The sequence below is a fragment of the Deltaproteobacteria bacterium genome (assembly GCA_016208165.1).
GTDB lineage: Bacteria > Desulfobacterota > Desulfarculia > JACQYL01 > JACQYL01 > JACQYL01.
Window position 1 is genome coordinate 12,035 of the sequence record JACQYL010000036.1, and the last position, 21,942, is coordinate 33,976.

Below are 21,942 nucleotides of genomic sequence, written 5' to 3' on the forward strand. Positions count from 1 at the left end.
ACGCCCAGGGCCCCCGCCCATCTTCCCCGGCTCCTCAGGTGCTTTGCTTCGGCCCCAACCGTTCCTGAATCAGGATCGGATGCTCGGGATCCTCCCGCCCCATGCCGTCGGAACCGATAGACTCCGATCCGGTTATGGCCCGACGTCCCCTTCCGGTCCGGTCAGATTCGATTGCAGTTCCAAGGGCAATGTAAGCCGAAAGGCAGCGCCTTTTTCCTTTCCGCTCACAATAACCACATCCCCTCCCAGCCGCCTGGCTAAAATGCGGGCGCCGGCCAATCCGAGACCGTGACCCTTTCTGGATTGAATCGTATCCGAATGTATCTGCGCGTATCTGCGAAAAACCAATTCCCTGTGCTTGGGATCAATTCCGGGGCCGTCGTCCTGAACCAGCACAGCGATGATGTCCCCCTCCAGATCGAGATCAATGTGAACTCGCCGTTCCCGGTGATGAAGAGCATTCTTCAACAGATTTCCCACAATCTGGCAAAACTTGGGCTCGTCCTGCACCATCTCCTTGCCCTCGATCCGGGCAGATACGTTCAAGGAAACGCCATGCTCATGCAGAAATCCCGCGAAGTCCCTCCACCCTTTCCATGCGCCAAGCTCTTCGTAGGACAGCTTTCCCGTGGTTTCTAAAGCATCCATGATCGCGTTACACACGGACTGAACCGGATAAAAGGTGCAACAGCGGAACGTGCCTGCTTCGGATCTCCCCACCTCCAACAGGCTGTTGAGCATTCCTTTGGTCTTGGTGGTATTTCTCAGAATGCGCAGCAACGCGCGTTCCTGACGTTGGGAAAGCGGACCGAACTTATCCCGTTTCTCCAGCAACGACCGCACTCCCGCTTCTATAACCGAGAAAGGATCCTTCAGTTCATGAAGCAGGAACTCGATCTGGAGCTCGCGAAAAAACGAAGCTGAAACAACGGTAGTCGATTCCTTGTCGCAGCGTGTTTCCCGATCGTCTTTCATGTTCCCGATCACTCGCTTTTCTTACAAACCGTATACGAAACCACGGCCGGGTTCAACCCGGAAATTCTATAGTAACCGTGGTTCCACCTGAGCTGAAACAGTCACCGGCGTCGCCGCAATGCGCGCAGAGATCGATATTCCCCGGACAAAGATCCGCGTCCCTCGGGATAAAGCGGCAGCGGTTGGAGTCGAGGCGGATCTGAAAGTGGTATCTTTCCGAAAAGATCTTGGTCCTCAGGAGGTCGAACCCCTTACCCCCGGCGCGAAAATCATACGGACGTTTGGAAGAATAGTGCGCGGTCTCGTGAGTCGTAAACACGCTTTCGAACAGACGACGCTGATTCTCGTCCGTGATGCCTACCCCATAGTCATGAACCTCGAGGATAGAACCTTCTGCATCTTTGCGGACGTTTACTTCGATGCGGCCTCCGTCCGGTGTGTTTTCGACGGCATTGCGGATGAGGCCGTCGATGACCTTCCGGAGTACATCTCGAGGCATCCGCACCCACGAGTCGTTTTCCAAAAAAGTCATCAGCGAAAGCCGGCGCTGGGACATCCTGGCCCGGGCCGCTTCCACTCGCTCCCGCACAAAACGGGTCAAGGAAATCTTCTCCACCGGGGATTCCGTGGGACCGAAGAGCTCTCGAATGCGATGCCGAATACGATCCACAACCTCGCCTTCTCCCAGTTCTTCAACCGCCAGGACTTCGAGTTCGTCCGCGCAGACGTCCAACAAAGCAGACATCATACGATAGACCTGGTACTTTCTGTCGCGCAGAATGTCTTCGATCCCGTATTCGATGTCCAGGATACGCTCCAGGTTTCGTTGAGCCCTCTCGAGGGTCCGGTCCATGTCATGGACGTCCATGCCGGCAAGCTTCCTGCCCAGAATGCTCAGGCTGCCGGAAAGCACCGAAACCGGAGTCTTCAATTCATGGGAAAGGTGGTGAATGATCCGGTCCTTGGCCTGGTTGAGACTCTGTACCTCCTGGTAAGAGCACTTGAGTTCCTGGTTCACCCGCGCGTTTTCAATGGGGAGCGCAACGGTGCCTGCAACAGCGCTCAGCGTATCCACGTCCGTCCTGTCAAAATCGCCTCCTTTTTTGTTCACCGCGCACAAGACGCCGATGATCCGATCTTTCGTGACAATGGGAACATCCAGCATGTTCCTGGTCCGGTATTGGGATTGCTCATCTACCTGCTGGTAGAAGTAGGGGCTTTTGGACGTGTCCGGCACGATGAGCCCTTCTCCTCTTCTCACCACCTCGGCGGCTACGCCCTTGTCCGCTGGAAAACGGATTTCTCTCATCTTCCTCCCGGCGTCCGTATCCTCGTACACCGCCACGGGGAAATAGAACTCCCGGTTCGCCTCATCCAAGAGAATCACCGATGCGCCTTCAACGTCAATGAGTTCCTGAATCTCCTTGATGATGACTTCGAGGAATTCGTTCAGAGGACGGGATTTGTGCGGGGCCATGCTCACGCGAAGCAGCGCCTGGTTGATTCTGGTCGCCCTCTTTTCTGCGGTGACGTCCCGAAGAATAACCACTTGTCCGGCGGGCCGGTCGGTCTCTTCATAAAACATGGCGGCTCCCAAGCGGATGTCCAACAAGCGGCCGCTCTTGGTGAGCCGTTTCGTCTCGAAGCCATGAATCACTTTCTCTTGTTTCAATCTCCCGAGTCCGGCCCGCGTCTGCTCTTTCAAATCAGGGGGAACAAACGGAATGCGCCGGCCGACCAGTTCCTCCAAGCTCCAACCGAAGACATTTACAAAGGCCGGGTTCACGTAGGCCACCGTTCCATCCAGATGGAAGACCATAAGCGGATCCGGGACAAAATCCAGAAGGGTCCGATATCTGACTTCGGCCCGACGGCTGGCTTCGTATTGACTGAGGTAACGCTGCTCGGATTCTTTCAGCGCTTTCTGCGCGTAATGCCGTTCGGTGATGTCGCGGGCGATCCCCCGGAACCCGGTCCTTTCGCCCTGGCCGTCCAGAATCAGACGAGCGGACAACTCGATGATCCGAATATCTCCACCCTGCCGTGTGATCTGCCAGACCAGATCCGTAATTTCCTTGCCGGCCCGATAGACCTCGTTGAATCGTTCAAACGCCTGCTGGGCGCGATACTCATCCATGAATTCCCGGAAATTGCGGTGAAGCATTTCTTCGGGAGAACAACCGAACAACCGGCACAATGCACGATTAAAGAAGGTGAAGTCGCCTCGAAGGTTGGTTTCGTAAACCCCCTCGGCGATTCCCTCGACGAACACGCCGAAGCGCTCCATGTTTATTTTTTGATCGTCCGGATTCATGCTGTTTGCGCCTTCCTTCGAAGGGCGCCCGGCGATTTCCGATGCAGCGCTTTTCGGGTTCGCATCGGGACTCTTTCAAACGGACTCGATCGCCGGATCGTGACAAACGGATCGTTAGGCGTACACCGGATTGTAGAAGAGTGTCCGGCCTTGTGCAACACCATTGCTGAGTTCCCGCTCCGGCTTGTGTTCCGTAGCACAGAATTTCATTGACTCCCCTTGACAAGATCGTCATCCTGTATATGTTTCGATCGATTGTTCCGGCGTATAGCCGGATGGGAGAGCGGCGACGGGCGGAGCCTGCGTCTCTGAAGTTCAATGACGTCGGACTCATAAGCTTGCCCGCGGATCTCCTGAAATGTCTTTGGGCTTCTCCCGACGGGGATATCCGGAGGGCGACGACCACCTGCTCGCCCCGAGACAAACCCCCGCACCACGATCTTGATTTTCCGATCGGAGCCTTTCGGCCTCATGATTGGATGAATCTCATTACATATGCACTACGGTTCGGTCATTTAGTCTTTACGTTTGTTCACTTTTCATTAAGAGGATAGGAGGGCTACCATGGGCAGACATTATTTGGGACTTATGTGCTTAGTGGTTGTTGTATTAGTCTCCGGATGCGCCGGAACGAGCGAACGAGTCGCCTTTCAGCGCGTGGATCTGAATCAGATGCTGCAGGAGGGTCAATTCCTCCAGAAGGTAGACAACTTCGCCGTTATATTGGATGCGTCTCAGTCCATGACGGAACCATACAAAAACAGAAGTAAGTTTCTGCATGCCAAGGAAATAGCATCAAAATTGAACCAGACTATACCGGACCTTAAGATGGGAGGGGCATTGATTTCCTTTGGCGCCATCAATAGCCCGCTCGGTACGAGAGTATTAACCGTTTATGGGCTCACGGATTATGTCAAGGAAGATTTCGGCACGGCCTTGCAGTCCGTCGAATGGTCGGGTGGACTGAGCCCTCTTGCCTCAGCCATGGACATGACCCGACAAACCCTCACCCCCGCCGATGGTAAACTGGCCGTCATTATTATCAGTGACGGCAAGGAAATCGACAACGCTCCCGTCGCCTCGGCAGCGCAAATGAAGGAGACCTTTGGTGACCGTCTCTGCATCTACACTGTGGTCGTTGGAGACGACCCGGGGGGAGCAAAACTACTCGAAGAAGTGGCTTCCAAGGGGCAGTGCGGTGTTTCGGTTGCAGGCGATACCATTTTCGGGCCCCAGGCTATGGCTGATTTTGTGGAAAGGGTTTTCCTGGCCCGAGACACGGACCGTGACGGCGTGCCGGACGACATAGACACTTGTCCTGACACTCCCAAGGGCGTCAAGGTGGACGAAAAAGGTTGTCCGTTCGATACGGACCGGGATGGGGTATACGACTACCTGGATCAGTGCCCCGATACTCCCAAGGGAGTCAAGGTCGACGAAAAGGGCTGCCCTCTTGATTCCGATGCGGACGGCGTCTATGACTATCTCGATCAGTGCCCCGACACGCCGATGGGCGTCACGGTGGATGAAAAGGGATGCCCGCTGGATTCCGACAAGGACGGCGTCTACGACTATCTTGACCAGTGCCCCGACACCCCGATGGGCGTCACGGTGGACAAGGTGGGATGCCCTCTGGATTCCGACGAAGACGGAGTCAAGGACTATCTCGATCAATGCCCCGGCACTCCCAAGGACGCCAGAGTGGATGAGAGAGGATGCTGGAGCGTGGGGAATGTATTGTTCGACTTCGGAAAGACCGACATCAAGCCCGATTCTTATGGATACCTGGACGAGGTCGCCGAGATTCTCGAGAAGAACCCCTCCCTCAAAGTCGAAGTTCAAGGGCATACGGACAATGTGGGCTCGGAGGATTACAACGAAAGGCTGTCCATACTTCGAGCCAAGGCCGTGATGGATTATCTGAAGGGCAAGGGTATCGGTGTGGACCAGATTCCAGCCACGGGTTATGGCTTCTCGCGACCTGTCGCATCCAATGACACGGACGAGGGCCGCGCCAAGAACCGAAGGACGGAATTTCACCCGATCTATTCGAAGTAACTCAAACTTGGAAGGACCGGTTTCCGGCCGTGACGGAGTTGGACTTCCTCAACGTCCGCCGTCACGGCCGGGCTTTTGTTCGACGCTCTCAGTTCACTCGAAGAGCGGATTCCAAAGTCGACTTCAGCCGGTCCATCCATTCCTTGCCGAGGGTGTCGACTCCACGGTCGTGTCCCGCGGACTCGAGGAATCGTTGCCGTTGACTTGATGCCGGCGAGAGATCCCGGTGCTGCCGACAGCCCCATGGAATTCAATTGCAATCTCCCAAAAATACCGTTATGCTATATTATATGCATGTTTGACGGATTGGCTTGGGGCTATACCCGACGGGCGGTTGGGATAAACCAACCCCGTATTTAACGTACGCACCAATGATGCATTTACGATCTTCCATGTCGGATCTTCTTACTTAGAATGGAGCCTTTCCCAGCCGAGGCAGCCACAGGGCGATGAACACGTCTCCGGTTCGGCCGCGTACCCTCGCTTTCAACTCTTGAATTGACTCTTAACTTTTTTCGACCCCATAAGCGGATGAATGGCATTAGATATGCATGTTCATATGAGATGTAAACCTACATGTTAGACCGGCTTTTCTTACACAGGAGGGGAGAACTATTATGATCAAGCGTTTGTTAGGAATTATGTGTTTAATGACAGTTGCACTATTCTCCGCTTGCGCAGGGATGAATCAACACGCCGAGTTTCAGGCGGTAGACCTGAACTCGAAACTCCGGAACGGCGATATCCTACAGAAGGTAGACAACTTCGCCGTCATATTGGATGCGTCTCAGTCCATGACCGAACCGTATCAAACCACAAGCAAGTTTCTTTATGCCAAGGAAATCGCATCACAATTGAACCAGACCATCCCGGATCTTAAGATGGGAGGGGCATTGACTTCGTTTGGCGCCGTCAATAGCCCATTCGGTACCAGAGTATTAACCGTATATGGACTTACAGATTATGTCAAAGACGACCTCGCCAACGCCTTGCATTCCATCGAATGGTCGGGAGGACTGAGTCCGTTATCCTCGGCCATGGATCTCACAAAAGAGACCCTGACACCCGCGGAAGGAAGACTGGCCATTATTATTATCAGCGATGGGAAAGACATGGACGGCTCTCCCGTTGGCTCGGCGACACAACTGAAGGAGGCCTTTGGTAACCGTCTCTGCATCTACACCGTTGCCGTTGGCGACGATCCGGCGGGAAGAAAGGTGCTCGAAGAAGTTGCAGCCAAAGGGGAATGCGGGATTTCGGTTGCAGCCGATGACATTGTCGAACCTCAGGCCATGGCCGACTTTGTGGAAAGGGTTTTCTTGGGCCGAGACACGGACCGTGACGGCGTGCCGGACGACGCGGACAAATGTCCCGACACTCCTGCGGGCGCCAAAGTTGACGAAAAAGGGTGTCCTTTGGATTCCGACGGAGACGGCGTCTATGATCATCTCGATCAATGCCCGGACACCCCTAAAGGCGCCAGAGTCGATGAGAGAGGATGCTGGAGCCTAGGCAACGTGTTGTTCGACTTCGGCAAGGCCAAAATCAAGTCCAGCGCTCATGGCTACCTGGACGAGGTCGCCGAGACTCTAAAAAACAATCCCTCCCTCACGGTCGAGATTGCCGGCCATACGGACAATGTGGGTTCAGCGAAATACAACAAAAAGCTGTCCCTGAGACGAGCCAAAGCGGTAGCGAATTATCTTAACAAGAAAGGGATCAGCATGGACAGACTTCCGACCACAGGTCATGGCTTTTCGCAACCCGTGGCGTCCAATAAGACGAAAGACGGCCGAGCGAAGAACCGACGGACGGAGCTCCACCCGATCTCAGTGAAGTAAATCAGACTCCAACATAACCAGCCTGCACCCGTGACGGGAATGAGCGTGCTCAACACCCTCGTCACACGGTGCGGCTCTGTCGTTCGACGCTCTCAGTTCATGTGAGAAGCGGGTTCCAGGTTCGATTTCAGCCAGTCCGTCAATTCCTCGCTGAGGGCGTAGACTCCACGGTTATGTCCTATGGACTCGAGGAATCTGTGCCTAAGCGGTTCGGGCAATTCGATGCCCGCGATTTCCGTAGCTTCGTCCGAGTTTCGACGAATCAGATAAATCATCGGTGGGTCCGTCCACGTATTCACCACGAAGTAATAAGAAACATCCTCCTTTGATCGGATCAGGTGCTTACCATGGGACCAGTTGTTCCCCCACTCGAGGTAAAGCGTGACCGCCTCCTCCGGAGTCATATTCCAATCGATCGAGCTTATGATGTCCAGCCGGTTGCTGATATCTTCCAGTCGTTCCATGAGATCCCTCCCGATTTAAACATTCAGCCTTTTCCCTTGTTACCTAAACACTCATTCCGCACTGTCAATGGTGGGGTCCAACCTCAGCTTCGCCGAACATCGCGTCTTCCCTGAACACACCGTCGAGCCATGCATAGAAACGGTCATTTGGATGCGCTCTTCCGGGTTCCTTGATACCGGGGCGGATCTCCCCGAAATGCCCTCCTGTCTTCCGGCAGACTGTATGGGGAGGGAGTCATGATGTCCGAATCTCCGACATCCGATGTCGTCGATCTGATGCCGTCGAGAGGTCTCGGCGCTGCCGCCCTTGACACGCGCCCAGGTGGATGCCTAGAATGTGACAATCGAGATGAATGTGTATTGGGTATTCTGATCAGGAAACGACTCAAGCAACAAGGGGGATAAACATGCATCATCATAATGAAGCTGAATTGAAAAAGAAATTACTGGAAATGTACCCCGGTATCCAGAAGCACCAGCTAGATCTGGGCCTCGAATTTAAGAAAGACAAAGACTATTGGATCGTGAAGCTGGAGAAGGGCGACCATAAATTGCACACTCATCTGGAACGGAAGGATGCCGATGAGTGCCTGGACGGAGTTGAATGCGTGTATCTGGGCATGCAGATCGGGCAGTTTATCAGCAACTTCGAACTCCTTAAATAAGAAGGAAGGCGCGTTCCGTGTGCGGCCCGGAAGGCCCCGTGCGGAACCGTCTTTTGCCCTCGAAATCCCGCTTCGTACCACCTCCTGGCGCTAGAACTTGGAAGATGTCCGTATTTTGTGCTATTGTTCCCCAAGTAGCACACGATGGACGTTTTTTCACCCGGCCTGGGTCCGTGGATTTTCACGTGTTGAGAAATCCGTACGAAGGAATCGCATGCAGGGTGATTCAAGGGATTGATTTAGCAAGAGGATTGGTTCCGTTGGCAGCTCAGACTCGACAGGAAGAAGCCCATTTACTCGCCCTACGGATGAAAACCAGGGCAGAGGCGGCTCAGATCCGTGTGTCCGAGGCTGCGAACACCGGAGACGCATTCCGCTATACGATCGACCTCGTAAAACATCGCGGCGGAAGTACGATCGCCGCCCCCTCCCTGCCGGCCCCGGCCGAAGCCCATTTCAGGAAACTGTGCGGGTCCGAAGGCCTGACCCTTCTTACCGGAAATCTCAGAAGCCACATGAACCGCATTCATACCGCATTTACGGTTGCCGACTGGGGAATCTCTGAAACAGGAACCATTGTTCTGGACTCGAGTTCCGAAGACGTCCGCATTGCCACCACATTGTGCGAGATACATGTGGCCGCGCTCCGCCGATCCCGTATTCGGCCGGATGCGTACAGCCTCGAGGAGGACCTCGACCGCCTCATGAAGCGCCCTCCCCGCTTTTTGGCGTTCATCAGCGGGGCCAGCCGGACTGCGGATATCGAACGAGTGCTTACCATCGGCGTCCACGGTCCATTGGAAGTTCATCTTCTGATCATGGATGACGAGGACGATGCATGATCCATACGGCTCAAGACCTGAAGACTTATCGAAACATCCTGAAGCAGGCCATTGAAAACGGCTTTCTGAGGGACACTCTGGACAACTTCTCGTCCGCGTACAAGCAATCTCGAGACGCCGCATTCGCGGGCATGGACCTCGAATCACTCGTTCGCGAAATTGCCCATTGCAAGGACGCCGCCGTATCGAGACTCGAGGAACTGTTTTTGACCTTCAAGGCCCACGCTGAAGATGCCGGAATCCGGGTTCACAGTGCGAACAATGCGTCGGAGGCAAACGCCATTATATGCGACATTGCGCGCGCCCACGGCGTCAGGAACATCATCAAATCGAAATCCATGACGGCGGAAGAGACTTTCCTCAATGATGCCCTCGAGAAACAAGGGTTGCACGTCACCGAAACCGATCTGGGGGAATGGATCATTCAGCAGCGTCGGGAAGGACCGTCCCACATGGTCATGCCCGCCATCCATCTTTCGCGAGGCCAAGTTGCCGAACTGTTTACACGGGTCACCGGAACGTATCAGAACCCGAACGATATCAGCGAGATGGTTCGTACGGCCAGAAAACTGCTCCGTCGAGCGTACTTCGAAGCGGACATGGGAATCAGCGGAGCCAACTTTGCCATCGCCGACTCGGGAACCATCGGCCTCGTAACCAACGAGGGAAACGCGCGGCTGGTGACCACGCTGCCACCCGTGCACGTGGCGCTGGTAGGATACGATAAACTCGTTCCTGACTTGAAAACCGCCTTGCGCATACTCGAGGTCTTGCCAAAGAACGCCACCGGCCAGATCATCTCGACATACGTCAGCTGGATTTCGGGCGCCAACCAATGTGCGCCGGGGCCGAAAGGTTTCAAGGAGATCCATATCGTTTTTCTGGACAACGGCCGACTGGCCCTGGCAAGGAATCCCATATTCCGGGAGGCGCTTCGCTGCATCCGATGCGGAGCTTGCGCCAACCTCTGCCCCATATACCGGCTTGTAGGCGGGCACAACTATGGGCATGTGTATATCGGCGCCATCGGGCTGATTCTGACCTATTTCTATCACGGAAAGAACAACGCCCGGGCCATTGTTCAGAATTGTCTGAACTGTCAGGCCTGTAAGAATATCTGCGCTGCCGGCATCGATCTTCCTTTTCTGATCAAGGAGGTCTACAGGACCCTTCTGAAAGAGGACCGAAAGAAGCCAACTAAGAACACGTTGCTACGCAAAGTGCTGAAGAACCGGAAACGCTTTCATTTTCTTCTGAGAAAAGCGGCTCTCGCCCAGAAACCGTTCCGGAAAGACGCCCGTTTCATTCGTCATCTTCCCCTGTTTTTCACCAAGGAACAGCGCTTTCGGAGCCTCCCCGCCTTGGCGCCCGTCCCTTTCAGGGATCAGTGGGAGCGTCTTTTCGTTCCACTCGAAGACCCTCGCTTCCGCGTGGCCGTTTTTGGGGGTTGCCTGGTGGACTTTGTGTATCCGGAACAGGGTCGCGCGCTACTGAAGCTCCTGAAGGCGTATAATGTCAGCGCCGAGTATCCCCTGGACCAGACCTGCTGCGGATTACCGGCGCTTATGACCGGTGAAAAGGAGACGGCGCAGGACCTGGCGATCCAGAACACCCGGGCCATGCGAGCGAACGAATTCGATTTCGTGGTGACGTTGTGCGCCTCTTGCGGCTCGCACATCAAAGAGAACTATCCGAAGTTGTTTCGAGACCAACCCGACGTTTGCGAGGAAGTGTCCAGCCTGTCCAATAAGCTGATCGACTTCAGTTCTTTTATGGTGGATGTACTCGAAGTGCGTCGTGAAGATTTCACGGAGGCAACATCGAGAGCAGCCTACCATGCTCCATGCCATCTGTGCAGGGGGCTCGGCGTGACCGTTGCTCCCAAAAGCCTCATGTCCTCAGCGGGACTCGACGCCGTGCCCATGGCTAAGGAGGATGTATGTTGCGGCCTCGGCGGCTCGTACAGTTTCGACTTCCCCGAAATATCGGCTCAACTCCTCCAAGAGAAGCTGGATAATGCCGAGGCTTCCGGCGCGGAAATCCTATTGACGGATTGTCCGGGCTGCGTGCTGCAACTTCGAGGAGGCGCGGATGCTCAAGGGAGAAACCTTCGAGTACGACATCTCGTGGAAGAGATAGCTGAACGGAAGAAGAAAGACACGTGAAAAACGATCGTTGACCGCGCATGGCTGTTTGACGTAGCGTTATATATTTTGCGGGGTCCATATGTTTACTCGATCGTTTTTTCAGTTGAATATACTGATACTCTTAATACTCTTAACCCCAATTAGTAGTGGCGAAAAGGTTCATGAACAATCCTGTTCAGGAACCATCCGGGAGGATGTCCCATGAGTCGCGTTCATGACAGTGAAGAGACCTTGAAGCGGCCCACTCGCCGGCGTGATTTCCTGAAATCAGCCGCAACCGTCACAATTGGCGCAGTGAGCGTTTTCGGCTTCCCGTCCGTGCGCAAAGCTTCCGCTTCCTCGTCGGTACATTGGAAGATACAGACCGTTTGGGATACGGACACGTCGGGCTTCACGAAGTTCCAGGAACTATGCAGCATGACGACCGAGCTCTCCGGCGGCGCTCTTGTCCTCGAGGGCGTGCCATCGGGCGGCGTAGTCAAGGCTGAAGAGGCGTTTGACGCCTGCAAGGCGGGCGTGATCGACGCGATGCATGGTTTTGACGCTTCTTGGACGAAAAAGATGCCCGTTTGCACCTTTTTATCCGCTTATCCCCTCGGACCGGACCGTCCGGGTCAGTGGGAGACCTGGTACGAACGGATGGGCGGATCGGAAATCGCAAACGAGGCTTACAGCGCCCACAAAATGGCGCACGTGGGTCCTATCCAATGCTCCGGCCGGGTGATTTTTTCCAAAGTTCCCATACGTTCCTTCCAGGATTTCAATGGGAAGAAAATCCACTTCGAGAAAGAAATGAGCAGAGATCTGCTCAAAGCCTCAGGAGCAACACCCGTGGATTTGGCTCCGTCCAAAGTGTATGAAGCGCTTCAGACGGGGACCATCGACGCAACAGGGTCGGTGAGCGCATCCGCGGGATACCAGATGGGTCTCGGGGAGTTCGCGAAATACGTGATCCTCGGGCCTCCTGGAACGCCGTCCATCCACGATGCCGCGGAGATTATGAGTTTGTGTCCAAACGCAAGAAAATGGGAAACGCTATCCGAACCGCTCAGAAAGGTGCTTGGCGTCGCCGTGAAGAAACATTCATGGGACCAATATGCCACCTTTCAAAAGGCTGATATGGAAGCCTTCCGGCGGCTCCGGGAAGATCAGCACGTCGAGGTCATTCGCCTCTCCCCGCAGGATATGGACCTCTTTCGAAAGCAGACCCCCGAGATCTGGGTAAAACACGCCAAACGGTCTCCTCTGGCCCTGAAAGCGTTCAAGTCCCAGTTGGAATTCATGAAATCTCCCGTTGTGGGCCTAGTTTCCGAGTCGAATCTGACAAACGCCAAGGGAGAACCATTGACGTTTTAGTCCGGATTATGCACGAAATCCGGCTTGTGCACCGCTCCTTTCCCGGAATTCAGTCGGCGCGACGGAGAACCTTTTCCAATTGAATCTCCACGAACAATCCGTTCTAATAGCATCGAAACCTCAATCATGGCGATATGTTCTATGGCCGGAAACACAAATCGGACCGCCTTTCCTGTCTTCATACTCAAGTGGGCTTACCGTATCTTGCTTTTTGGGACCCTGGTGACGGTCTTATCGATCATTCTATCGGCAGTGAACATCTCGTGCGAGCTCGGGAACATCCATAACGCGATTTTCACTACACAAACCTCCTACGAATCCATTCGGGAAGCGCTCGACGCCGCTTATCGGTTCGGTCAGGGAGAGGAAACGTATGGTCTTCCGGCGGACAAGCTCCATCCGGCGCATTTTCCAAGGACATGGGCAAAACAATCGGAACGGATCGCTGGGCAGGTTGTTCGAGAGCCCTGGTTTCCGAGCTACAAGGCGGGTGTCGAGGCATTCCGCCGGAACGGAATGGTCGGCTTCTTGACGCAGTTCGACGAGGAACTGAATTCGAATCCGATGCTGTCGGAAGACCCCGTATTCCGTGAGTTTGCCCGGAAAAATCGCTTACCCTTGCTCACGGCCCGGCAGCGATCTCGGGCGGTAAGTCAATACATGGCCTCTTTGGGGTACGTTCCCGAGACGGCCTCCTCGTTCGAGCCATTCAATCGGCTGCTGATTGCCAATTTCATCGCTCCCGCTGAAGCTCGAGGATACCGGGAATCATTGGGCATGGATAAACTCACTCATTACTACCACGCCAAATTGAGAGCCGAGGATAAGGGCAGGATCTCCACAGTCCTCCTGGGAGTCGGAATCGAGCTCTCCGAGCTGTTCCTGGGCCATCACAAACAAGCGCTCATCGCGCCCGCACTTAGGAATCCGGGCTCCTTCCACCTCCGCTGGATCGACAGCCGGCCTCGACTCTATCCCGACGAGGCCTTTTACAGCGCTCACCGGGACCTGTTCGGTCCACCCAACCGCACCTACGATCAGTGGCGCGCTCAGGCGAAGCTCCGGTTTTTCAGTTGGGCGGACCTGGCCGCCAATTGGGCCGGCGGCTCCGCCACCTCTCCTTCCGTCGCGGACCTGGCCGTGTCGGGGCTTTTGGCCGCAACGGTTGGAAGCCTCGCGGTACGCGTTATCAACAGGTTGCGAGTGCGCTTTGGCGTGATAAAAAATCCTGTCAAAAAAACTGATTCAACGCCACGTATACTGTAAAATCCGGACTCGAACTGGAAACGAGATCCTCGGCAAAGCCTATTTGGAAACGTGTCGCAGCCGAGAAGTTGTATTGGAATCCGACGATGAGTTGCACGAGGTCCCGGTCCAGCGCCGCAATGCCGGTATCGTCGAAAAGTGGAGTAGCCGCATTCACCTGGAGCATGGGAGCAAAGTTTTGGGTGATTTGGTAACCCACCATGAGGGAGCCTGCAAACACATTGTTCACTTCCAGGTCTTCGAAGAAATCGGGCTCATCCAGTAAAAAATAAAAGACATTCAGGTTCAAGAAAAAATTTCCAAAATGCTTATCCGCCGCGATTCCGAATCCGAAGGCCGGCTCTCCGGCCCCCAGCATTTTGCGTTCGTTGCCCGTGGGAATGCGGGCGTGCGCCAGAACGCTCAAGGCGGGTATCCACCGATCTTCCAACAGCACGGCAACCTTTGCAAACAGCGAAACATCTCCCACCCCCTGGTGAGCCGAAATATGATTCGCGATCACCGTATCGTCGTATTTCCATATGAGGCGGCAGAGGTCGTCTTCCGACTCGTCCTTTCCCCCGTCCGGAAGATTGAACGTATCGTGAAAATCCTTGATGAAGCCGTCCAGAAATCCTCCGTAATAAAAGCGGTAGGGCGCCTGCACTCCTACCTGAAGCCGGTCGGTGATTCCATAGTCCAACCTTAAAGCCCCTTCGAACAGCTCCAAATCGAAGTCCACTCGACCTTGGGTATCCCGCTTCTCCGTAAATATGCTGCTATAACTCGCGTCCAATCGAGTCTGAAATCCACCACTTGGAAGGGTCCTCGCAGTAGCGGCTTCAAAGGGCAGAAAAACGAGCGCCGGAATAGCTTGATTTCGGATGGCGAACGGCTCGAACAAGCCTGTTTCCGCTTGCCGTCCTTCTGCCCATAGAGAGGAACCCGACATCAGGCACGTTGAAACACATACGACAATGAGGATGATCCGCTTCCGTTCGAAAGTAGACATATGTGCGTCGCCTCCAGTCTTTGCATGAACCGTTTCATCGGCAGTCGGAGCACGTATTGGCGTCACATGCTGAACAGTTGACGGTCGTACGTTTCCTGTATGGTCAAGACCAGTTCCGTCAGGCAGGCGTTTGTCGGCGTCGCCACCTTGCAGCGCTCTCCTTCCCGGACGATCGCCCCATTTATAAAAGCGATCTCCGTCTTCTTCCGCTTCAGTACATCCTGCAGCATGGAAGAAATGTTGCCCGCTGTAAGTTCGCACACCTTCCTAACCCGAGCCAGGGGATCCGGGAACACCGGCCGCACGCCCAACGCCCCGGCCACCTGGATGGCTTCATTGACCGCGCGTTCCATCAGCCTTTCGGCGCCGGACCATCGAACGAGTTCCCCGTTCTTAAGTCGGCTAATGGCGGTCAGGGCGTTGATGCCCACATTGACGATCAGCTTGCTCCAGATGATATCGTGGATGTTTTCCGCGGTCCGGGTGGGGAATCCCGCCTTTTCAAAGCAGCGCACCAGTTCTTCAAGGTTCGCGACGGAGCGTCCGGCCTCGCCCGCCGATTCCACCACCCCCAGTATGGTATCGCCCTCCCCGGCATGACGTACGTGGCCTTCACCCTTCGATGTGGCGCCCTGTGTGGTGGTGCCCGCCACAATCGTTCCCGCACCCTTCAGGGCCTTCGAGAGTTCTTCCACGTTTCCCAGACCGTTCTGGAGCGTGACCACCAGCGTGCCTTCCCGAACGAGCTTACGCGCCGATAAAGCGGCGCCGGCGGTGTCATAGGCTTTCACGCATACCAGAACGACGTCCGGCGTGCCGGCGTCTTCGGGTTGGAGTACTGCTTTCACGGGGACTTGAAAACCTCCCCGGATCCCTTCCACAATAATACCGCGATCCCCGATCATCTTCGCGCGTTCAGGAAGATGATCCAGCAAAACCGTCTCGAAGCCGGCCTGCGCCAGATAGCCGCCAAACAGGCAGCCCACGGCGCCCGGCCCAATGACACAAAACTTCACAGTACCATCCCCTTGGTCCGAGGTTATTTCAATCCCTCCAAGTCGTGTTCTTTCATGACGAAGGTATGCTCGACAGCCGGAAAGGTTCCAGCGGCGACTTCCTCGATGTATGTCCTAAACGCCTCGTCAATGGACGGAAATAGGTCTGCATATTTCTTAACGAATTTTGGAGTGAACTTCTTGAACAGGCCCAACAGATCGTTTGAGACCAGTACCTGGCCGTCGCAGTCCACCCCCGCGCCGATGCCGATGGTGGGCATGCGGACGGACTCGGTGATCTTCTTGGCTAGTTTGTCCGGAACGCACTCGAGCACCAACATGCACGTTCCCGCCTGGTCCAGAGCCCTCGCCGAGTCGAGCTGTTTTTGAGCCGAGGTCAGATCCTTGCCTTGAACCTTGAATCCACCCAGTGAAGTGGCTGTTTGCGGAGTCAGGCCGATATGTCCCACCACGGGTATGCCGATCCGGACCATCGCTGCAACCGTTTCCGCCATTTCCTGGCCGCCTTCCAGCTTCACGGCGTCGCAACCCGCTTCCTTGAGAAAACGGCCCGCGTTTCGCACCGCCTCTTCCACGGACGTCTGGTAAGACATGAAAGGCATATCCCCGATCAAGAACGCGTATTCGGTTCCCCTCCGAACCGCCTTGCAGTGATGGATCATCTCCTCCATGGTGACGGGCACGGTTGAATTGTATCCCAGAACCACCATGCCCAGACTATCGCCCACAAGGATGGTGTCGATGCCCGCCTGATCCATGATGAAGGCCATGGAGTAGTCATAGGCGGTCAGCATTGTGATTTTCTTGCCGGTTCTCTTCTTGTCCATCAGATACGGTATGGTCGCCTTACTTCGTTGTTCCATCCTGGTCCCCCCAAAAAAACAGCCCTCGAGCGACGGCAGGAGGGCTTGTCCAAAAATTACTTCCCCATCGGCTCTCCGTCCCGGTCATGTATCAGATCCAGGCGGCGTCAGCGATCCGATCGCATCAGCGCCACGGGTAAAACACGGTTTGTTATCTTTTGATTTTCGCGGCTTTCACCGTATTCTTCATCAGCATGGTGATGGTCATGGGGCCTACTCCGCCCGGAACAGGCGTGATCGCAGCCGCTTTTTCCGCGCAGGTGTCGAATTCCACGTCCCCTTTGAGGATTCGCTTACCATCCGCGGTTCGGCCGACTTCGTTGACGCCCACGTCAATCACATACGCACCCTCTTTGATCATGCTGCCCTTTACGTACTCCGCCACGCCGGCCGCTACGACCAAAATGTCCGCACGTTTGGTATGAAACTCTACGTCACGGGTTCGGGTATGAACAACGGTCACCGTTGCGTTCGCGCCGGGACCCTTCTGAAGAAGCATGTTGGCGATCGGCTTGCCCACGATGTTCGAACGTCCCACGACTACGACCTCGGCGCCTTCCAGCTTGGCGCCCGAGCGAACGAGCAGTTCCTGGATGCCGTGCGGAGTACAAGGCAGGAACTCTGCGGTGCCAATCATCAATTTGCCCACATTGACCGGATGAAAGCCATCGACGTCCTTATCGGGATCTATGGCGTACAACACTTTGGTCTCGTTGATGTGTTTGGGAAGCGGTAACTGGACCAGAATACCATGAATCGAACTGTCTTTGTTGTACTTGTCGATGAGTTTCAGGAGGGACTCCTCGGATATATCCGCAGGCTGACTGTCCTGGACGGAATGAAACCCGAGTTCCTTTGCCGTTGTCGTTTTCGCCCGAACATAACTCTGGGAAGCCGGATTTTCTCCCACCAAAATGGTGACCAGACCAGGAACAATCCCATCCTTGGCCTTCATTTCTTCCACTTCTACTTTCAATTCCTCGCGGATCTGTTTGGCGATCTCCGCGCCTTTGATGATTTTCGCCGCCATCCTATCTCCTTTCGTGAGCTAAGGTCTCCAAGCGCCTTTGGATACGCTGTTTTGGTGTCTGTAAAAACGCCGCCACTCTACCAGACGCGTTTCCGCCTCGTCAATCGCAAAATCGTGAAAACCCTCACAACGAGCCCCCGGGTTCGACGATTTCGAGGAAGGTTCGCTTGACAATGGCTTTTTCGTTTTTCTAAGATGACGTTTCGCCGGACCATCCAAGGTCCGCCCAAGCTCTCTCACGAAAGGACGACTATCCTATGCACCACAAAATCTTAGCCATTTGGGCGTGTTTGCTCGCGTTTCTCTGTGTCACCACCTCTCCTTATGCGATTGAAAAAAAAGAGCCCCCGGAAATCCTGGCCACTGTGAACGGCGAGCCGGTCCGATATTCCGAGATTAAAGAAGCTGTTGAAGGGACTGTGAGAGAATGGGAACGGCGAAGCGGCAAGAAAGCGGACGATGAGGTTGTAAGCGAGATTAGACGCGTCGTCCTATCCAACTCGATCCGGGATGTGATCATCCGTCAGGAATGTCAGAAGTACATGGTCGAGGTCACCAACGAAGAACTGGACCGTGAGTTGCTCAAGCAAATGGTCGAGTTTGGCGGCAAGAAGAAATTCGAGGAAAACCTAGCCGCCAACAATCTGTCACTGGACGTGATCAAGACCAAATTGTGGAGCGCCGTGGCGGCAAAAAAGCTGGTCAATGAGGTTATAGCCAGCCGCATAGAAGTCACCGACGACGAAGTCAAAAAATTCTATGAAGCGAGCAAAGCGCGGTTTTATACTCCCCCAACCGCGGAACTCAGCCACATTGTAATCGAAGTGCCGAAGGATGCCACAGCGGAACAGATCGACAAGGCGAAAAAGAATGCGGAACTCGTATTGAAGAAGCTCCGTGATGGCGCTGACTTTGCAGAAATGGCCCAGGAATATTCCGACGATCCCAACAAGATGGAGGGCGGCAAGATCGGAATGCTCCAGCCCGGTCGGATGCCCCCGGAATTCGATAAGGCGGCCTTCGCACTGAAAGAAGGCGAGATCAGCGACGTGGTCAAAACCAAGTACGGATACCATATCATCAAAGCGGGCAAAGTATCGCCCGAGAACACGGTGCCGCTGGAAGACGCCAAGGAGGGAATCACCATCCTCCTGAAGAAGACCAAGATCGAAATGGCGGAGAAAGGTTACATGGAGCAGCTTCTACGGAGCGCAAAGATCCAATCCTTCATTTGAAAGCGCATCGAATGGCGGGCGACCGTGCGCCAACCCGTCGAAGTGCTCTTAAACCGGTTGGTTGATGTTCGCAACATACAGGGGAAATCTGTTAGAAGGGTTTCCCCTGTATCGTTTTGTACCGACTGCGAGTGGCGTCGATGTCCTGTTCCGAAGTCTTTTCGAAATTCGGCCGCCCTCCCCCAGGCCGTCTCCACTTTGGCGAACGAAAGGGCCCCTATGTGGGCCCACTCTGCCAAACGCCGTCGATTTGCCGATCTTCAATATGCCTGAGATATTGCCCCGGATCGGCGGCAAACGCACTCAGGGTTGTTTCCTGAAGCGCCCGCCGGCCGGGCCACTAGTTTCACTAAGGACGGGAACTCTGAATGACCAAGATCCTGGTCGACGCAGACGGCTGCCCGGTCAAGGAGGAAGTCTTCCAAGTGGCGAAACGCCATGGGCTCGAGGTCACGCTCGTGGCAAACTCATGGATGCGGTTTCCTGATGAAGCCAGGATCGAACTCGTCCTGGTAAAAGACTCCCTCGATGCGGCGGACGATTGGATTGTGGATCACGTTACGGAGAACGATATCGTGATCACCGGGGACATTCCTCTTGCCTCGCGCTGTCTGGAAAGAGGCGCACAGGTGCTCGGTCCAAAAGGGCGCGTATTCACAGAGGATTCCATATCCGGTTTCCTGGCGAGCCGCGAGCTCAGCTCCCACCTCCGGGAATTTGGCATCATGACGGGCGGCCCGGCCCCCTTTCAAAAGCGGGATCGCTCCCGATTCCTCCACGCCTTGGACGAAATGATCCGAACGCTGATCGGGAGGCGCCCGCGTACGTGAGCCGTGCGCCCTCTCCCTCTTCGCTGAAACGATGGATAGGGTTCTCTCGAAGTCCTATTCAACTGGTCGAAGAGAATCGCCTCGTATGAGTTACCGACGGAAATCCCGCGCCCGGCTCGGCCGGCGGATGCTTGATAGGCTGAAAGCAGCAGGTCTTCGACGGCCGAGCCGGCCTCTCTTAACTTCCCATTAAACTTGACTTTTCCTTCCGATTCACGGATAATTCCTTAACTACATTGGGAGGTTCCGAGTTATGGCTAAATACCTTGTCGTCGCCGTGCTGTGCGTGTTCCTGTGCTTCCCCGCCCTAGCCCAAGAGCCCGACATCATGAGTATCCATCTCATCAGTCAGGAAGTGGACGGGAGTGAACGAAACGTCTTTTCTCGCCACAATTACACGGTGCTCCAGATCCTCCGGGATCTGCTGAATATTGCGGATCAGGTCAACCTCCAGGAAGTGATCCAAAGGTTCGGCGGCGACAGCGGATTCCCTCCCAGATTCGTTGACGGGAATGTGGTTCAACTCAGAACCGATCTGGACTACCTCCTCGATGTCTTCCCCCAAAGTATGGACGTATTTTCGAACCCTCTGGCCGTGGGTGAAAAAAGCTATGTAGACGAATTCGGAAACTACTTTACCACTACCGAGCCGGAGCAATATGAACCCCTCCCTTTCGAAGACACCTACAATCTGACATTTTATGCCGGCAGCAACACCGCCGCGGCTCCCCTGTTGGCCATTCTTGAAAACGCGGAGATTGTTACCCGGGGAAACCGATACCGGATTTTTGCCCAGGACGTTACGGCCGCGCGGGAAGCACCTACTCATGTCCCCACCCTTACCCACTGGGGGATGCTCCTTCTGGTCATCGCCCTTGCAACGATCGCCGTCAAGACCCTTAGAAATGCGCAGGTGTAGAGCAGGGATTATGAGGTCCGGAAGCTCGGTGCTTGCTGGGGAACAACAGGATCCGTATCGAGCGCATCCTGCGGTAACGACTGCCCGGATGCGTTTATGCACCTGAGACGGTACGGTGCTCGCGACTTCCGGAAGGGGTTACCCTGCGGGATGACCCCGATTCGGAAGCCTTGGGAGGAGTCCGGAAAACCCTCATCCGGAAGACTCCCTCAACCACCTTCTGAGTCGAAACGTCGAACATCAAGAATCAAACCCAATCATAACTCACAACAAGAAGGAGACTAGACGATGAAACGATGGATTACGCTACTTATGGTGCTCGGCCTGTCGATCTTCTCGATAACCGGGGTCTGTTTCGCTCAATGTGGCATTTGGAAATCGGCGACCCCTTCGGACGCCGTCAGTTTTTATGTACAATCATACGACGTCACTGACGAATCGGTAGTGGTGATCTACTCTCCCGACGGAGTGGAGTTCGCCGCTTTTCTGGACACCGAATTCGAATCCGGGACGGTGGACGTGGAAGATCTGGGAGGTCAGGGTTATCACTTGACCATGAATTTCGTGGACGCGGATAACGCCACGGCTATGCTGACCTTCCCCAGTTCGCCCGGCGCAAGTTACACCCTCATACGCACGTTCGAAGGTTTCGGCAAGGGCGAACCGGGGGATCAGGGGCCCGCAGGACCGCAGGGGCCCGTGGGTCCGGCGGGTCCAACCGGCCCGACAGGTCCATCGGGTCCCGAGGGAGATGCGGGTGACCCCGGTGCGCAAGGCCCGCCCGGTATCGCCAACATCTATCTCGTCACCACGGAGCAAAGCGTGCCGGTTGGAGGTGGACTCACCAACTGTGACGCTCTCTGCAATTCCGGGGACAAAGTCCTCGGCGGAGGTTATAATAATGCCTTTTCGTTCCCTACCATCTCTATCATTCTAAATGCCCCCATATCGGACCTCTCGGGATGGCGGGTGGGGGTCACACATTCGGGAGCCAGCAGCACACAAATCAATTGCTATGCCGTATGCGGGGATCTGTGAGAATAAGCACCCCATCCGATTCCTAATTGGGACGGCGCATACGATCAGACGCATCGCACGGAGAACATGTGAATGGACGGATCGGTGCTTTC

Annotated in this window: 18 protein-coding genes; 11 read left to right on the plus strand and 7 right to left on the minus strand. The window is 55.0% G+C overall.

From position 1 onward, the window contains the following. Positions 1-132: 132 nt before the first annotated feature. Positions 133-987, minus strand: coding sequence for a sensor histidine kinase (locus HY788_07965; protein ID MBI4774100.1), 855 nt, complete (start codon positions 985-987; stop codon positions 133-135). Positions 988-1,027: 40 nt separating this feature from the next. After that, the gene (locus HY788_07970) at positions 1,028-3,289 is read right to left on the minus strand and encodes a PAS domain S-box protein (GenBank protein ID MBI4774101.1); all 2,262 of its coding nucleotides are present in this window, start codon (positions 3,287-3,289) and stop codon (positions 1,028-1,030) included. Positions 3,290-4,381: 1,092 nt separating this feature from the next. On the opposite strand from HY788_07970, the gene HY788_07975 reads away from it, so the two are divergent. Together HY788_07975 and HY788_07980 are read left to right on the plus strand one after the other, a co-directional pair. After that, the gene (locus HY788_07975) at positions 4,382-5,347 is read left to right on the plus strand and encodes an OmpA family protein (GenBank protein ID MBI4774102.1); all 966 of its coding nucleotides are present in this window, start codon (positions 4,382-4,384) and stop codon (positions 5,345-5,347) included. 650 nt (positions 5,348-5,997) lie between these two features. Next, positions 5,998-7,188 (plus strand): OmpA family protein, encoded by a 1,191-nt coding sequence (locus tag HY788_07980; protein ID MBI4774103.1) that lies wholly within the window; start codon positions 5,998-6,000, stop codon positions 7,186-7,188. Positions 7,189-7,280: 92 nt separating this feature from the next. On the opposite strand, the gene HY788_07985 is transcribed toward HY788_07980, so the two are convergent. Further along, positions 7,281-7,652 (minus strand): hypothetical protein, encoded by a 372-nt coding sequence (locus HY788_07985; GenBank protein MBI4774104.1) that lies wholly within the window; start codon positions 7,650-7,652, stop codon positions 7,281-7,283. Positions 7,653-8,059: 407 nt separating this feature from the next. Here HY788_07985 and HY788_07990 point away from each other — a divergent pair, with 407 nt between their 5' ends. The 5 genes from HY788_07990 to HY788_08010 all read left to right on the plus strand — a co-directional run bounded on the left by HY788_07990 (position 8,060) and on the right by HY788_08010 (position 13,928). After that, positions 8,060-8,317, plus strand: a complete 258-nt coding sequence (locus tag HY788_07990) for a hypothetical protein (protein ID MBI4774105.1) — start codon at positions 8,060-8,062, stop codon at positions 8,315-8,317. A gap of 260 nt (positions 8,318-8,577) precedes the next feature. Beyond that, positions 8,578-9,159: a lactate utilization protein gene (locus tag HY788_07995; protein ID MBI4774106.1), complete on the plus strand. Its 582-nt coding sequence runs from the start codon at positions 8,578-8,580 to the stop codon at positions 9,157-9,159. Then, entirely contained in the window at positions 9,156-11,324 is a 2,169-nt protein-coding gene (locus tag HY788_08000; protein MBI4774107.1) for an LUD domain-containing protein, read from the plus strand. The genes HY788_07995 and HY788_08000 overlap by 4 nt, the downstream gene beginning before the upstream one ends. A 183-nt stretch (positions 11,325-11,507) precedes the next feature. Next, on the plus strand, positions 11,508-12,662 hold the full coding sequence (gene dctP / locus HY788_08005; GenBank protein ID MBI4774108.1) for a TRAP transporter substrate-binding protein DctP: 1,155 nt from the start codon (positions 11,508-11,510) through the stop codon (positions 12,660-12,662). Positions 12,663-12,803: 141 nt separating this feature from the next. After that, a complete protein-coding gene (locus HY788_08010; protein ID MBI4774109.1) occupies positions 12,804-13,928 on the plus strand; it encodes a hypothetical protein in 1,125 nt (374 codons plus the stop codon). Here the strand turns inward: HY788_08010 and HY788_08015 are convergent. From HY788_08015 to HY788_08030, 4 genes are all read right to left on the minus strand, one after another. Beyond that, the gene (locus HY788_08015) at positions 13,894-14,919 is read right to left on the minus strand and encodes a DUF3187 family protein (protein MBI4774110.1); all 1,026 of its coding nucleotides are present in this window, start codon (positions 14,917-14,919) and stop codon (positions 13,894-13,896) included. The two genes, HY788_08010 and HY788_08015, sit on opposite strands and share 35 nt — an antisense overlap. Before the next feature lie 62 nt (positions 14,920-14,981). After that, on the minus strand, positions 14,982-15,935 hold the full coding sequence (locus HY788_08020) for a 2-dehydropantoate 2-reductase (GenBank protein MBI4774111.1): 954 nt from the start codon (positions 15,933-15,935) through the stop codon (positions 14,982-14,984). Between the two features lie 23 nt (positions 15,936-15,958). Beyond that, on the minus strand, positions 15,959-16,798 hold the full coding sequence (gene panB, locus HY788_08025; GenBank protein ID MBI4774112.1) for a 3-methyl-2-oxobutanoate hydroxymethyltransferase: 840 nt from the start codon (positions 16,796-16,798) through the stop codon (positions 15,959-15,961). A gap of 151 nt (positions 16,799-16,949) precedes the next feature. Then, positions 16,950-17,828, minus strand: coding sequence for a bifunctional 5,10-methylene-tetrahydrofolate dehydrogenase/5,10-methylene-tetrahydrofolate cyclohydrolase (locus tag HY788_08030; GenBank protein MBI4774113.1), 879 nt, complete (start codon positions 17,826-17,828; stop codon positions 16,950-16,952). Positions 17,829-18,085: 257 nt separating this feature from the next. On the opposite strand from HY788_08030, the gene HY788_08035 reads away from it, so the two are divergent. The 4 genes from HY788_08035 (at position 18,086) to HY788_08050 (ending at position 21,850) form a co-directional block, all read left to right on the plus strand. After that, positions 18,086-19,063 (plus strand): peptidylprolyl isomerase, encoded by a 978-nt coding sequence (locus HY788_08035; protein ID MBI4774114.1) that lies wholly within the window; start codon positions 18,086-18,088, stop codon positions 19,061-19,063. A 368-nt stretch (positions 19,064-19,431) separates the two neighbouring features. Next, positions 19,432-19,893 (plus strand): YaiI/YqxD family protein, encoded by a 462-nt coding sequence (locus HY788_08040; GenBank protein MBI4774115.1) that lies wholly within the window; start codon positions 19,432-19,434, stop codon positions 19,891-19,893. Positions 19,894-20,146: 253 nt separating this feature from the next. Beyond that, on the plus strand, positions 20,147-20,812 hold the full coding sequence (locus HY788_08045; GenBank protein MBI4774116.1) for a hypothetical protein: 666 nt from the start codon (positions 20,147-20,149) through the stop codon (positions 20,810-20,812). A 288-nt stretch (positions 20,813-21,100) separates the two neighbouring features. Then, positions 21,101-21,850, plus strand: a complete 750-nt coding sequence (locus HY788_08050; GenBank protein ID MBI4774117.1) for a collagen-like protein — start codon at positions 21,101-21,103, stop codon at positions 21,848-21,850. Positions 21,851-21,942 lie beyond the last annotated feature (92 nt).